General features: G+C 38.5%; 16 protein-coding genes and 2 other annotated features. All 16 genes read right to left on the reverse strand.

Features of this window, described 5'->3' with window-relative positions:
- Positions 1–59: 59 nt before the first annotated feature.
- The 16 genes from ACZ5XR_RS21415 to mutM all read right to left on the reverse strand — a co-directional run bounded on the left by ACZ5XR_RS21415 (position 60) and on the right by mutM (position 13,472).
- On the reverse strand, positions 60–551 hold the full coding sequence (locus ACZ5XR_RS21415; protein ID WP_464498491.1) for a dUTP diphosphatase: 492 nt from the start codon (positions 549–551) through the stop codon (positions 60–62).
- A gap of 24 nt (positions 552–575) precedes the next feature.
- Complete coding sequence (locus ACZ5XR_RS21420; protein WP_464498492.1) at positions 576–842, reverse strand: DUF1294 domain-containing protein; 267 nt, start codon at positions 840–842, stop codon at positions 576–578.
- Positions 843–902: 60 nt separating this feature from the next.
- Positions 903–1,262: a 50S ribosomal protein L20 gene (gene rplT, locus ACZ5XR_RS21425; RefSeq protein WP_024028563.1), complete on the reverse strand. Its 360-nt coding sequence runs from the start codon at positions 1,260–1,262 to the stop codon at positions 903–905.
- Between the two features lie 40 nt (positions 1,263–1,302).
- Entirely contained in the window at positions 1,303–1,500 is a 198-nt protein-coding gene (gene rpmI / locus ACZ5XR_RS21430) for a 50S ribosomal protein L35 (RefSeq protein WP_464498493.1), read from the reverse strand.
- A gap of 16 nt (positions 1,501–1,516) precedes the next feature.
- Positions 1,517–2,020: a translation initiation factor IF-3 gene (gene infC, locus ACZ5XR_RS21435; protein ID WP_464498494.1), complete on the reverse strand. Its 504-nt coding sequence runs from the start codon at positions 2,018–2,020 to the stop codon at positions 1,517–1,519.
- Between the two features lie 147 nt (positions 2,021–2,167).
- Positions 2,168–2,299 (reverse strand) — a sequence feature (ribosomal protein L20 leader region).
- Positions 2,300–2,460: 161 nt separating this feature from the next.
- Positions 2,461–4,395 carry a threonine--tRNA ligase gene (gene thrS / locus ACZ5XR_RS21440; RefSeq protein ID WP_464498495.1) on the reverse strand — a complete coding sequence of 645 codons (1,935 nt, stop codon included), beginning with the start codon at positions 4,393–4,395 and terminating at the stop codon, positions 2,461–2,463.
- 48 nt (positions 4,396–4,443) lie between these two features.
- Positions 4,444–4,684 (reverse strand) — a binding site (T-box leader).
- 97 nt (positions 4,685–4,781) lie between these two features.
- Positions 4,782–5,660 carry a putative sporulation protein YtxC gene (locus tag ACZ5XR_RS21445; protein WP_464498497.1) on the reverse strand — a complete coding sequence of 293 codons (879 nt, stop codon included), beginning with the start codon at positions 5,658–5,660 and terminating at the stop codon, positions 4,782–4,784.
- 129 nt (positions 5,661–5,789) lie between these two features.
- Positions 5,790–6,719, reverse strand: a complete 930-nt coding sequence (gene dnaI, locus ACZ5XR_RS21450; RefSeq protein ID WP_464498498.1) for a primosomal protein DnaI — start codon at positions 6,717–6,719, stop codon at positions 5,790–5,792.
- 14 nt (positions 6,720–6,733) lie between these two features.
- Positions 6,734–8,107 (reverse strand): replication initiation and membrane attachment family protein, encoded by a 1,374-nt coding sequence (locus tag ACZ5XR_RS21455; RefSeq protein WP_464498499.1) that lies wholly within the window; start codon positions 8,105–8,107, stop codon positions 6,734–6,736.
- A gap of 56 nt (positions 8,108–8,163) precedes the next feature.
- Positions 8,164–8,625: a transcriptional regulator NrdR gene (nrdR, locus tag ACZ5XR_RS21460; protein WP_464498501.1), complete on the reverse strand. Its 462-nt coding sequence runs from the start codon at positions 8,623–8,625 to the stop codon at positions 8,164–8,166.
- A gap of 86 nt (positions 8,626–8,711) precedes the next feature.
- Positions 8,712–9,110, reverse strand: a complete 399-nt coding sequence (locus tag ACZ5XR_RS21465) for a hypothetical protein (RefSeq protein WP_464498502.1) — start codon at positions 9,108–9,110, stop codon at positions 8,712–8,714.
- A gap of 111 nt (positions 9,111–9,221) precedes the next feature.
- Positions 9,222–9,596: an adenosylmethionine decarboxylase gene (speD, locus tag ACZ5XR_RS21470; RefSeq protein WP_026572226.1), complete on the reverse strand. Its 375-nt coding sequence runs from the start codon at positions 9,594–9,596 to the stop codon at positions 9,222–9,224.
- A 328-nt stretch (positions 9,597–9,924) separates the two neighbouring features.
- On the reverse strand, positions 9,925–10,956 hold the full coding sequence (locus tag ACZ5XR_RS21475; RefSeq protein ID WP_464498504.1) for a glyceraldehyde-3-phosphate dehydrogenase: 1,032 nt from the start codon (positions 10,954–10,956) through the stop codon (positions 9,925–9,927).
- Positions 10,957–11,319: 363 nt separating this feature from the next.
- Complete coding sequence (gene coaE, locus ACZ5XR_RS21480; RefSeq protein WP_464498505.1) at positions 11,320–11,919, reverse strand: dephospho-CoA kinase; 600 nt, start codon at positions 11,917–11,919, stop codon at positions 11,320–11,322.
- A gap of 19 nt (positions 11,920–11,938) precedes the next feature.
- The gene (gene ytaF, locus ACZ5XR_RS21485; RefSeq protein WP_464498506.1) at positions 11,939–12,577 is read right to left on the reverse strand and encodes a sporulation membrane protein YtaF; all 639 of its coding nucleotides are present in this window, start codon (positions 12,575–12,577) and stop codon (positions 11,939–11,941) included.
- 67 nt (positions 12,578–12,644) lie between these two features.
- Positions 12,645–13,472 (reverse strand): DNA-formamidopyrimidine glycosylase, encoded by an 828-nt coding sequence (mutM, locus tag ACZ5XR_RS21490; protein ID WP_464498508.1) that lies wholly within the window; start codon positions 13,470–13,472, stop codon positions 12,645–12,647.

Genomic DNA, 13,472 nt, shown 5'->3' on the forward strand with positions numbered 1-13,472 from the left:
TTTTATTCGTACCAATCTTAATTATACAAAATAACTATTGAAATTGACAAATTTTTCTGCTAATAGTTATTTTCTTGTCTTTGATAATTTACTTCATTTTTCAATAAATATGCTTTTTCGATATCCTCCATTGTAAAACCAAGCAGACTCGCCAATTGAAGATAAGTCTCAAATAAACAAACATAATCAGAAAGGGCTTTGCTTTTTTGAAAAATACTGATCTTATCATATATGTTTAGGAACATTTCATTCACATCGATCGAGGAAGGCATCTTAGGCAGTTCGGGGGATTGTTCCTGGAACCCGCACTCGAGACCAAGCGATAAAATAAAATGGATTCCATCCACAAACTCCTCCAATACCACATCCTTTGGAGAAGAAGACTTAATACTCCAAAATTTAAAACACCGCGTTTCATTGGCAAGTTCCCCAACTTCCACAAGTAAAGCAAGTACCTTCCTGCTAAATAAATCCTCTTCATGAAGCCCGTGTTTTGCTTCAATATGGGCATCCAAATTCTTTTGCATGTCAAATAATTTTTTAAGTTGCACCTTAATCCCCTCCTATTGAAAAAATTAAATCCAAAAGACTAATAAAATAACATCAATAATTGCAAGTAGTGGAAAGCCTATCTTAAATGTCAGATGCTTTGTTTTATGCCGGTATAGCTGCATGCCAATGGTTGTTCCGACTGCTCCGCCAACCAATGCGACAAGCCATAAGGTCCTTTCCCGAATCCGATATTGATGCTTTATGGCCCGCTTTTTATCGATCCCCATCAGGAACAGCCCTATTAAATTAAGGATAAAATAGGCCGCTGCCACTATTTCTTTTTCATTCATTCTCCATTCCCCTTATAGAAAAAGCCATCCTCATTATTAGAGAATGGCTATATTATAAAATTACTTGTTATTTTGTTGTTTTGCAACGTTTGCTAATTCAGCAAATGCGTTAGCATCGCTAACTGCTAATTCAGCAAGCATCTTGCGGTTTACTTCGATACCAGCAAGCTTTAATCCATGCATTAAACGGCTGTAAGAAAGACCGTTCATACGAGCAGCTGCGTTGATACGAGTGATCCAAAGTTTGCGGAAGTCGCGCTTTTTCTGACGACGATCGCGGAATGCATACATTAAAGATTTCATAACCTGTTGGTTAGCAACTTTATATAATGTATGTTTTGAACCGAAATAACCTTTAGCTAATTTAAGAACTTTTTTACGACGTTTGCGAGTAACAGTACCGCCTTTTACACGTGGCATGTAATTTCCCTCCTATATAAATCGAAAATACTCGAGATGATTAGATATTAGTTAATAAATGACGAATGCGTTTGAAATCACCTTTTGAAACAAGTGATGATTTACGAAGCTTACGCTTTGCTTTTGTAGATTTGTTAGCAAATAAGTGGCTTGTATAAGCGTGGTCACGCTTTAATTGACCAGTTCCGGTTCTTTTGAAACGCTTTGCAGCGCCGCGGTGAGTTTTCATTTTTGGCATTGGGATATCCTCCTTATTACTTGTCTGATTTAGGTGCTAGGACTAGGAACATACTCCGTCCATCCATTTTCGGATGTGACTCAATGGTCGCAACCTCTTTGCACGCTTCTGAAAAACGGTCTAATACACGCTGACCGATTTCTTTATGGGTAATCGCTCGGCCTTTAAAACGGATTGAAGCTTTTACCTTGTCGCCTTTTTCCAAAAACTTAATAGCATTGCGAAGCTTTGTATTAAAGTCATGCTCATCAATTGTCGGGCTCAGACGAACTTCTTTAGTGACGATAATTTTTTGATTCTTTCGAGCTTCTTTTTCCTTCTTTTGATTCTCGAATTTAAATTTGCCATAGTCCATAATTCGGGCTACTGGAGGCTTTGCATTTGGTGCTACAAGTACCAAATCAAGATTCACTCTTCCAGCAATCTCCAACGCTTCGTTTTTGGATTTGATTCCAAGCTGTTCACCGTTTTGATCAATCAGGCGAACCTCACGAGCGCGAATTCCCTCATTTAACAACATGTCTTTGCTAATAATTAGCCACCTCCAAGGTTTAATTACAAATACATCATTCAGGACAAGAAGGATTTATAAAAGGCTGCCCTTTTCTCATGACACATAGCTGCATTGGTAAATACTAAAACTTTTAAGCATTGTTTTGTTTTTCATGCATATAAAAAAGTGCGGATGAGCACACCCACACTTTACGAAACAAAAGTAATCAAACTAAAAAGTTCACGTAAAACCTGCCAACTGCTAAAGCGTCAATCAGGTGAGAAGCGGGTGCTTCTTCTTTTCCCATAATTGTATTCAATTTTTACCTTAGTAACTATAACATAAGCAAAGACGTAATGTCAAATTAACAATGTTATTGGCAACGAAATTTATTTTAGCAAGAAACGAAAAATTATTCAACAGTTTTTTTATAAACAAAAAGAGAGGCGATGCCTCTCTTTGTTTTATTATCCTTTTTTCACTTCCGCCTTCAAGGAAGCGATAAACTCCGAAAATAGCTTGGTTTCTGAGTTTTGTTCACCATATTTGCGGACATTCACAGCGCTTTCTTCCACTTCTTTATCACCGATAACGAGCATATATGGAATTTTTTGCATTTGGGCTTCGCGGATTTTATAGCCGATTTTCTCATTGCGGCCATCCAATTCAACACGGAAGCCTTCAGCTTTTAACTGATCCTGTACTTTCCTGGCATAGTCATAATGTGCTTCTGGTGATACCGGTATGACTTGAACTTGAACAGGTGCGAGCCATGTCGGGAATGCTCCCTTATATTCTTCAATTAGGTAAGCAACGAATCGCTCCATCGTTGAAACAACCCCTCGGTGAATAACAACTGGGCGGTGCTGCTTGCCATCCTCGCCAACATAAGTTAAGTCAAATCGCTCAGGTAATAAGAAATCCAATTGGACAGTGGAGAGTGTTTCATCTTTACCTAATGCAGTTCTGACCTGAACATCAAGTTTCGGACCATAAAAGGCCGCTTCCCCTTCAGCTTCAAAATAATCCAGTCCAAGATCATCCATCGCTTCCTTCAACATGCTTTGCGCTTTTTCCCACATTGCATCATCATCAAAGTATTTTTCCTTATCTAGCGGATCACGATAGGATAAGCGGAAGGAATAATCACTAATATCAAAGTCTTTATAAACATCCAGTACTAAACGAACAACCCGTTGGAATTCTTCTTTAATTTGATCTGGACGGACAAAAATATGAGCATCATTTAGCGTCATTCCTCGGACACGCTGCAAACCAGATAATGCGCCTGACATTTCATAACGATGCATTGTTCCCAACTCTGCAACTCGAATCGGCAGTTCACGATAGCTGTGGATGCTATTTTTATAAATCATCATGTGATGCGGGCAGTTCATCGGCCGAAGCACTAATTGCTCATTATCCATTTCCATAACTGGGAACATGTCTTCATGGTAATGGTCCCAGTGTCCTGATGTTTTATAAAGATCAACGCTTCCCATTATCGGAGTATACACATGATCATAACCAAGGCTTACTTCTTTATCGACAATATATCGCTCGATAATTCGGCGGATTGTTGCCCCTTTTGGCATCCAGAGCGGAAGCCCCTGGCCGATCAATTGATTATTTGTAAACAGGCTTAATTCTTTTCCGATCTTGCGGTGGTCCCGCTCTTTTGCCTCTTCAAGCAAACGAAGGTGCTCTGCCAGTTCTTCTTTTTTGAAAAACGCAGTTCCATAAACCCGCTGGAGCATTTTATTGTTGCTGTCACCGCGCCAATAGGCACCGGCAATGCTCAAAAGTTTAAACTCTTTAATTTTTCCAGTTGACGGAACATGGACACCGCGGCAAAGATCCAGGAATTCACCCTGCTGATAGATTGTTACAGTCTCTTCAGCTGGAATGGCTTCAATTAGTTCAAGCTTGTATGGATCATCCATTTCTTTAAAAAGCTGGACGGCTTCGTCACGACTGACTTCCTTGCGAATAATCTCAAGGTTTTCATTTACGATTTTCGCCATTTCCTTTTCGATTTTTGGAAGATCTTCTGGTGTTAATGACTCCTCAAGATCCATATCGTAGTAAAACCCGCCTTCAATAACCGGACCTACACCAAGATTTACTTGAGGATAGAGTCGTTTAACTGCCTGTGCCATTAAATGGGCAGTGCTGTGACGGAGAACTTCCAAAGCCTCCCCAGAATCAGGCGTTACAATTTCTATTGAACCGTCTTCAAGGATCGGACGGCGAAGATCGAACATTTGGCCATTCCATTTACCGGCAATCGCTTTTTTCTTCAGGCCCGGGCTGATAGATACGGCAACATCTTCCGTTGTTGTTCCTTTTGAAAACTCCTTTACTGCTCCATCAGGAAACGATAATTTTACAACGTCTGACATAACAATTCCTCCAATCATTTTTGATAAAAATAAAAAACCCGTCCCTGGAAAAGGGACGAGTTATGATTAACACGTGGTTCCACCCAATTTTTCATTTTTAAAAAAGATAAAAATGACTTTGGACAAATAACGGTTGTTGACCGTCAACAATTACTGATCTCTTAAACAGACGTTCACTGCTGAAGTTTAAAGGTGGTAAGTATTTATTCCGTGATAGGAGGCTTCCAGCCTTTGACCTCCCTCTCTTGTAACCGTAAAGAAATACTCTTATCCTTATCATTACTTTTACTGTAATAATTTGCTATGTAGGTTATTATAATGATTTCATTTTTAAAAATCAAGGGACATTTACACCATAATTATTATTTTGGCAATATTTTTTTATTTTATGCATGATGTTCAGAAATATCTGATGTCCCCTCTGCCATTCTTATTTTTCGAAGTGTTTCAAAGGATTTAATCGTTACTCTTTCTTCAAAAATATTTTTAATGGTGCGGATAAGCGGTGCCTCAGAATCCTTCGTGTAAATAAAAATCGATGTTGGTGCGAGTGATAAAAGTGGTGCAATGGATGCAGAGTCAACATAAATCGGATGATTAAACAATAATTTACGGTCAATCATTTTTGTGAGTTCAGCCCTTTTCAATTCCAGAAGATCCTCATTGAAAAAGGTAATCTCCTCATCAAACAACAAATGAAGTATATTCATCATCGGTTTTCTTCCCGCTAAAAACTCTCGAAGTGTTTGAACAAACATCTGGTATTCCTGTTCCATTTTATATTCATCAATAGAAATTTCTACATAGCTTTCAAGCAATTGCAAATAGGGACGCAAGCGGAATTTGAAAAATGAATCAAATGAAAAGGAAATATTTTCTTGAAATATTTGGCTGATGGCTTCCTTGATTTTTGGCTCTTCTCCAGAGTCCTTTAAAAAGACCGCTAATTCCTTTCGATACCCATCTTGAATGGAATAAATAATATCAATAATTTGCTGCTGCTCATCCGGGTCCTCATATAAATATTGATTATTCAAAATTTCCCTATACCAATCGTCTCGTTTTATATGAACAATAAACTCCCAAAATGCTTCTTTGATCTTTTCAAAGGTTTGATTGGATAAACCGCCTTCAATAATTTTTACTATATATCGATCTTCATAAAGAAGAATAAATTGATTATCAAATTTATTTTGTAAGCATTTTAGCAAATGATTATAAAACCGCTGTGCATCCATCTTACTTTGGAAGATGATTTCTGCCAACCAAATCCCCCCTCGTACCGATTTTCTGGTTTCTAATATATATGGGGGACTTGACCAATTTAGAAGTTCGCAAAAAAGAAAAAGGACTGCCGCGGTTTTCGCTGGCAGCCCTTTTCTTCATTATTTAAATTATCTTCTTCGATTTGGCCCATCAACAAGTACCGGCTCACTTATGGTCTTTATTCTTTCCATAATTCTTCGTGCTTTCATTCTTTCTTCTTCACCACGCTGGCTATAAGTTAAATGGTGTTCTAATCCTTGAAAATCAAAATTGGAGGTGAAAAAGGTCGGAAGATTTTCAAGCATTCTAAATTGGAGAATCGGTCCTAAAACCTCATCTCTTGTCCAGCTTGACATTGCTTCCGCCCCAATATCATCCAACATTAAGATCGGTTCTTTTTTGAGTGCCTCAATTTTTTCATTTAAGGTTGAGTCAGCAATAGAGCTTTTCATCTCGCGAAGAAGTTCAGGGACATAAACAATCATCGATGAAATTTGTTTTTGAGCGAGCTTATTGGCAATTGCACCTAACAAATAGGATTTCCCAACCCCAAATTCACCATATAAATATAAGCCTTTTGTTTGTTTTCCCTGTTCATATGCCAATAAAAATGCGAGGGTCTTTTGAAAAGCATCGATTCTGTCTTCATCACGTATAAAGTCTTCAAAAGTGGCATTTAAAATGTCTTTCGGCACATATAGACTCTTAATCAAACTCTCATTTTTTCGTTTTTCATCATGCATTATTTTTCTTGGACAGCGTTCGTATCTAACATCTATAGAATTTCTTGTTAAAAACAATTCAGGCTGATAGCCCTTCATCATATTGATGCAGTTTTCAAGGTTTTCACATTTATTGCAAGCCTTGCTTTGGTTTGTATATTCATAAAGCTTTCCTAAGCTTCTGTCAATTAAGTCTTTTGTAATGGCATGTTGATTCTTTATAATAAAATCCTTAATGTCAGGATGTTCTAAGGTTTCTTGACGCATTTTTTCATATCGTTTTTGGAAATCGTTATTTGAGGCTAACCTTTTTAACGTTTGGTTTATCTTCTCCATAAGTCACCTCACCTCTATTCGTCTAATGCCTTAAGCATTTCATCTATATCTCGTTTTTTAGCCTCTAAGTCCGGACTCTTTTCTGTCTTCTTTTGTTTTTCCTTATCAAACCAGTCTGGAAGCAGCTCTTTCCGAATTGGCTTTCTATTCGATCCTCTTCCAGCCTTTTTGTTTTCTGCCCGAGATACTTCATCTTTCTTTGCAAATTCCATAGCTTCCTTCACCGTTTTCAATTGCTTTCGGGCCCAATGACTGGCGATTGAATCGACAAATCCCTTGGTAAACTTCATATCGGATTTAATCATGACAACCTGTATCAATACATTCACAACCCCGGGTGAAAGCTTGTACTTAATCATAATTTCCTCTAGAATTTCCAAATTAGCATTTGATGGCTCCACACCACCTGAAAGCTCCTTAAAAACCGTTAAAGGGGAAGTAGTTTCATAATAACGAATCAATTTTTCTTCCTGTGTTTTCGGTTCGGTTAACTGAACTTGATGGATTACAGGCTGGGTTCGGTTTATAAGGCTCGGAAGCTGGTCATAATTAACAAATTGATACCAATCACGAACCCCTTTTCTCAATTCCTCTATATCAATTTCTTCATGCTCATTCATTGCGCCCAAAATGAAGTTTTTCATTTCAATTGCATCTATTTGGTATAAAAACGCCAGATTGCTAATCACATTTTTCACTTTTGAAGTGAGTGCCTTTTTGGGGACGAGTGATTCATTTAAACCAGCTGACAGTAATTCAAAATCAAAGAAACTCGAATCGATTTGAATGGTTTTTTGATCCTGCCTGCCAATAAACTGCTTTTGGCCATCTGCAGTTAGTTCAGCTGAAAGATCTTGATGATATTGAAGGCTCCCCGGAGTGGCCGAGCTAAAAACTTCCTGAAAGGCCTTTGTGATGTCCATAAACCTATCATCCACTGGCAATTGTTGGTCGCTAAAAAAACGTTTGAGCCGTGCAAAATGGTTCTTGCCAATCTTTCGATATAAATAGATGTTAAGCATCCCATCCAAAAAAAATTGTTCGGGGGTTAACGGAGGGTGCAGTTCATAAATGAAGGAACGCTCATCTTCTTCCGTCTTTACAAATGTCTTTAAAAGTCCAATTCCCTCAAGCTTTAATCTTGCTTCATAAATATCTTTTAGATTTAGACCTAATAGGTTCATTAATAAGTGATGGGAAGAGGATTCTGACCATAATCGATTTTCCTCTAATTCCGACCAAAGCGTCATATACAAACTAAAGCATGCAGACCCGATTAAAGGCTGATACAAAAAGGTCAGCACTTTTCGGTCATAATCATGCAGAAGTCCATTAGCACTTACGATATAACGGTCAATAGGAACGATCTCCTGCCAATGCTGCGCCATCGTTACCACCTCTTTCTCTATAAGTGGAAAAAGAAGCCAAAGAATGCTTTAGCTCCTTATGATTTCTCTTTGTTAATCAGTTCCTTTAATTCTTCAATAAAAACATTAATATCCTTAAATTGACGGTATACAGAGGCAAAACGGACATAGGCAACTTCATCAACCCGGGCAAGCCTGTCCATGACCATTTCGCCGATAAATTCACTTTTAATCTCAGATATGCCTTGATTTCTCAGTTCTTTTTCAACACCATGGGTGATGTCTTCCAATTCCTTTAACGCAACAGGACGCTTTTCACAGGCTTTGATTAAGCCTCTCAAAATTTTATCTCGGCTGAACTCTTCCCGAGTTCCTTCCTTCTTCACAACAATTAATGGGATCTCTTCTATTTTCTCAAAAGTGGTAAAACGATAACCACATTCCTCACATTCCCGTCTGCGCCGTGTTGCCCGTCCATCATCAACCGGCCGAGAATCAAGTACACGTGTACCATAATTAAAACATGTTGGGCACTTCATTGTTAATCAGCTCCAAATCTAACTAGGCAAAACAAGCCTCTTACCAATATCTTATTAAAAAGAATAAGGTAAGACAAGTAGAACTATTAATGGTTTTTAGCTGTTCCAACGTATGTATGCACTTTGTTAAGCTTGTCGTAATAGGCAATGATTCGCTTTCTTAAAACAGGATAAACCCCGGTAAGGGAGAATTTATCAGTGGAAAGAATAAAATCCACTGCTGTTTCCATTGGCTTGACCGATACAACAGTGATTATTAAAAAGCAAGGGAACGGTTTATTTATTTCAACGGCCATTTCTCCATGCTCCTTTGATACAGTAGTAATCCGGCAATCCGCATCCCCGCTGAATACATGCTCAACCGATTGAAAAAGCTGATTAAAAGTTGCCTTATAATAATGTGTTTTCAACAATTCATCCGCTTGTCGATCTGAAGTCTCAATTTGCTTGCTAAATCTCAAAAATACATTTCCAAAGATAGCCATAGTATTCCTCCAAAAAAATCACTTTAACTTTATTATAATAAAGCGTAAATAAAATAAAAAGGAGTGTATTCGTATACACCCCTTGTCAATTCATTTACATATATTTTAGAATTAAAGAACTTTCGCCTGTTTTACTTGAACAGGACCCATACCACGCGGGATTTCAATATTTTCACGGGTTTCTGCATTTAAAGCTTCAGCAATATAGTCGGCTGCAATATTCGGATTTAAATCGCCGCATGTATACACATCAATGCTTGCATATCCATGTTCTGGAAAGCTGTGAATGGTTAAGTGTGATTCAGAGATGATCACAACACCGCTCACGCCTTGTGGAGCAAATTTATGGAAAGCAACTTCGCGAATTTCTGCACCTGACTTAAGAGCCGCCTCAACAAAAGTTTGTTCAATAAAATCCATATCATTCAATTTTTCAAAATCGCATCCCCATAATTCAGAGATTACGTGTCTACCCATTGTTTCCATATTCAATTTCCCCCTCTAACCTTTTTCCGCTTCATTCTTGAAATCCTGTTATTGACGGTACAGGAGCAATTACCACGGGGGAAAGTTAGTCCAGAGAGGTCCTAACCCTTTAAGTAATTAATCGTTACCTAATTTCAAGAAGTTCACGATGACTAGTATACTTTGTTTATATTTTTTTTGCAACCTATCAAAATGAAAAAAATTTTTTTGGGCTAGTTTTATTGATAGGCTAAAGGTGGACAGCACCTGGAGATATGCTCTAATTTATGTAGAATTTTAAAGAATAAACAAAAAAACTGCTGCCATTCGACAGCAGTTTTTTTGTATGCTACCCAACTTTCACTTGAGTCGTTTTCGCCATTTCAGCAGCTACAAATAGGGTTAGGTCAACTACTCTTGAAGAATAACCCCACTCATTATCATACCATGCTAAAACTTTAACCTTCCTTGTTCCCATAACCATCGTTGATAAACCATCAATAATGGCAGAATGCTCATTTGTATTAAAATCGACTGAAACAAGCGGTTCCATTGTAAAATCCAAAATTCCTTTTAATGACCCATGTGCTGCTTCTACAAATGCATTATTAATGTCATCTACTGTTACATCTTGTTTAAGGTCTACTACTAAATCGACAAGCGATACATTAGGTGTTGGAACACGAAGGGCCATACCATGCAATTTCCCTTTTAGCTGCGGTAATACAAGTGATAAAGCCTTGGCAGCACCTGTTGTGGTCGGGATAATAGATTGTCCGCATGCGCGTGCTCTTCTTAGATCTTTATGTGGATTATCAATATTATGCTGGTCATTTGTATAAGCATGGATGGTAGTCATTAAGCCGCTTTCGATCCCAAACGTTTCGTCCAATACCTTCGCAACTGGTGCAAGACAGTTTGTCGTACATGAAGCGTTGGAGATGATATCATGAATGTCTACATTGAGCATTTCTTCATTGACGCCCATGACAATCGTAACATCTTCATCTTTCCCAGGCGCAGTTAAAATCACTTTCTTGGCTCCGGCATCCAAGTGAAGGGCTGCCTTTTCCCGAGAATTGAATTTGCCTGTAGCTTCAATGACAACATCTATGTTTAATTCTTTCCATGGCAGTTCTTCTGGATTACGATTATCTAATAACTTAATTCTTTTTCCATTTACGATTAACTCATTATCTAATGAGATGACTTCACCCTCAAAAGGTCCGTGATTCGTATCATATCTAAGTAAATGAGCTAATGTTTCAGCAGGATAGCTCGCATTAATCGCTACAATCTCAAGTTTATTTTCAAGGATTGCTTTTCTAAAAACCATCCTTCCTATTCTCCCAAAACCATTTATGGCAACTCTTGCTTTCATTTTTACGGCCCCTTCCGCATTAGTGTTATACTGTTAACTTGTTTTCTTGTAATTAGTATAACATATTAAAGTTAAAATGTGATAAGTAATCTGCGGATTTTTTAATGTTTTACTATTCAGACATTTCACATTTGGTTTTTGTTAAAGGTACCTGTCGATTTCGGCTGCACTAAGGAAAGCTTCCTAGAATAATCATCGCAGGGACAGGCTGTCTTTTGCCTGTCACGAGGCACTCGCTTTCCGCGGGGAGGTCTCCAGTGACCTCTCTATCCCGCAGGAGTCGAGTGCGTTCCGCTCCAATCATCATTGTTATTGAACACACAACCTTTAACACAACAAAAAAGAGAAGGTTTCCCTTCTCATTTAAGCTATTCCCCAATTGATTAAAATGTCCATTAACTGTTTTTTAGTTTCGTTTATTGAACCATTATTATTGATGACTTCATCAGCTAAAGCGACTTTTTCAGAAAGGGGCATTTGCGAGTTTATTCTTGCCTCTGCCTCTTCTCGTGATAGATTGTTTCGCTCCATTAATCTCTTAAGCTGCACATTTTTATCCACGAATACAAGGATCGTTTTATCGACCATATAGGTTAATTTACTTTCAAATAATAGAGGGATATCCAGAACGATGATTCCCTTGCCAAGTTCAGTCGCTTCCTTGATTTGCTTTTTCATTCTATTTCTAACTTCTGGGTGAACAATCTCGTTTAAAAGCTGCCTCTTATCGTTATGATGAAAAATGATGGAACCTAATTTTTGTCGGTCAATTTGTTCGTTCGGCATTAATATATCCGAACCGAATTCTTTGACGATTTTGAAATAGGCTGGTTCTCCTTTTTCAACGGCCAGGCGTGCTTCCACATCGGCATCGATCACTGGTATATTCATTTCCTTCAACAAATTTGATACTGTACTCTTTCCACTGGCAATTCCGCCTGTTAACCCGATTACAATGGACATGCTCTTTTCCCTTTCTCATTCACAATAATTTCCATATACCTATAATTATTAACAGAACCCCCGGTAAAAAGGTAAACTTTTGAATCCACTCGAATCTATGAAAAAAAGTGCCGATTTTTATCCCCAAAAGAACAAATGAAGGGCTCATAACCGCTACAGCAAGGGCTAAATAGTAGGGAGAAAACCCCAGCATAGCCGCACCAATCCCAGCACCAAAAGAATCCAATGACAAGGCAAAGCCGAGTGCTAACGCCTCTACTCCCGTAATGGTGCCTGATTGGTCAAAATCAGCAGACAATGGTTTTTTTAAAATATTGATTGCAATACCAAGTGAGCGGATTTCAAAGTTAAGAATTGTTTTTTCTTGGTTTTGCGCCTCTTTCTCTTTTTCCGGCCGAAAATATTGATATATCACTCCGGCACCAAGACCGATAAGTATGCACCCTCCAAGTCCTGCCGTTATATTCGGTGATAATATTTTTGCCAGACCATGTCCAATTGCCACGGCTAGCATTAAGGAACTGCCTGCGCAGCAAGCGATAATAAGCACAGATTTAAACGGCATTACCATTTTCCTCAATCCGTAGGTGAATCCTACGCTACAGCTATCGAGACTGAGGGCAAAAGCCAGTAAGATAAGTGAGAACAATTGAACCATTGATTAAAGGCTCCTTCCTATCAATCACTACGATAGTATATGGAAGGAGCCTATCCTTTGTGCTGCGTTATATCTTTTGGCAATTCGGGCAAAAATGTGTGCCTCTGCCCCCTACAGTTGTTTTTTCAAGCGGGGTGCCGCATTTTTTACAGGCCTGTCCTTTCCGGCCATAGGCGTATAATTCAAGCTGAAACATGCCGATCTCTCCTTGAGAATTGACATATGAACGGATGGTACTTCCGCCTTTTTTAACTGCTTCAGTTAAAGTGTCAATAATCTCCTGATGAAGAAGAGCGATTTCTTCATTATTTATAGTGTTGGCGATTCGCTCCGGGTGAATTCCCGCACGAAAGAGAGCTTCATCGACATATATATTCCCAAGCCCAACTAAGATTTGTTGGTCCAAAAGGGCAGGCTTTATTTTCCGTGTCGTCTTTTTTAGCATTTGTTCCAAATACTCTTTTGTGAAACTTTCAGAAAAAGGCTCAGGTCCCAGTTCTAAAAGGGGTGGCTTCGTAAATTCATCGCCTTTTTTATATAAATGCATCGTCCCAAATTTACGGACATCCCGGTACCGTAATTCGGTCCCATCTGTAAAATGAAAAATCACGTGCGTATGCTTATCACATGGCTCATCCTTTGGATAAAGTCCATATTTACCTTCCATCCGCAAATGAGAGACTAATGCGAAATTCCCCGTATAGAGGATTAAAAACTTTCCCCTTCGGCCCACATCCTCAAATATTTCCCCTTTTAAGGCATCTGTAAATTGCTCCACATCTATTGGGGATTTGATTATTTTTGGCCAATAAATAGTGATTTTTTCAATCTGTTTATGCAGAATCAGTTGTTGCAATGTTCTTCTGATTGTCTCGACCTCTGGCAGCTCAGGCAT

It is taken from the genome of Neobacillus sp. Fa239, assembly GCF_055395235.1.

What these genes read in the sequence shown, in the direction of transcription:
- thrS (WP_464498495.1), bottom strand. Translation starts at nt 4,395, where the DNA reads ATGTCAGACGTTGTAAAATTATCGTTTCCTGATGGAGCAGTAAAGGAG.
- nrdR (WP_464498501.1), bottom strand. Translation starts at nt 8,625, where the DNA reads ATGAAGTGCCCAACATGTTTTAATTATGGTACACGTGTACTTGATTCT.
- rpmI (WP_464498493.1), bottom strand. Translation starts at nt 1,500, where the DNA reads ATGCCAAAAATGAAAACTCACCGCGGCGCTGCAAAGCGTTTCAAAAGA.
- coaE (WP_464498505.1), bottom strand. Translation starts at nt 11,919, where the DNA reads ATGTCCATTGTAATCGGGTTAACAGGCGGAATTGCCAGTGGAAAGAGT.
- ACZ5XR_RS21465 (WP_464498502.1), bottom strand. Translation starts at nt 9,110, where the DNA reads ATGGCTATCTTTGGAAATGTATTTTTGAGATTTAGCAAGCAAATTGAG.
- infC (WP_464498494.1), bottom strand. Translation starts at nt 2,020, where the DNA reads ATGTTGTTAAATGAGGGAATTCGCGCTCGTGAGGTTCGCCTGATTGAT.
- speD (WP_026572226.1), bottom strand. Translation starts at nt 9,596, where the DNA reads ATGGAAACAATGGGTAGACACGTAATCTCTGAATTATGGGGATGCGAT.
- mutM (WP_464498508.1), bottom strand. Translation starts at nt 13,472, where the DNA reads ATGCCTGAGCTGCCAGAGGTCGAGACAATCAGAAGAACATTGCAACAA.
- rplT (WP_024028563.1), bottom strand. Translation starts at nt 1,262, where the DNA reads ATGCCACGTGTAAAAGGCGGTACTGTTACTCGCAAACGTCGTAAAAAA.
- dnaI (WP_464498498.1), bottom strand. Translation starts at nt 6,719, where the DNA reads ATGGAGAAGATAAACCAAACGTTAAAAAGGTTAGCCTCAAATAACGAT.
- ACZ5XR_RS21455 (WP_464498499.1), bottom strand. Translation starts at nt 8,107, where the DNA reads ATGGCGCAGCATTGGCAGGAGATCGTTCCTATTGACCGTTATATCGTA.
- ytaF (WP_464498506.1), bottom strand. Translation starts at nt 12,577, where the DNA reads ATGGTTCAATTGTTCTCACTTATCTTACTGGCTTTTGCCCTCAGTCTC.
- ACZ5XR_RS21475 (WP_464498504.1), bottom strand. Translation starts at nt 10,956, where the DNA reads ATGAAAGCAAGAGTTGCCATAAATGGTTTTGGGAGAATAGGAAGGATG.
- ACZ5XR_RS21420 (WP_464498492.1), bottom strand. Translation starts at nt 842, where the DNA reads ATGAATGAAAAAGAAATAGTGGCAGCGGCCTATTTTATCCTTAATTTA.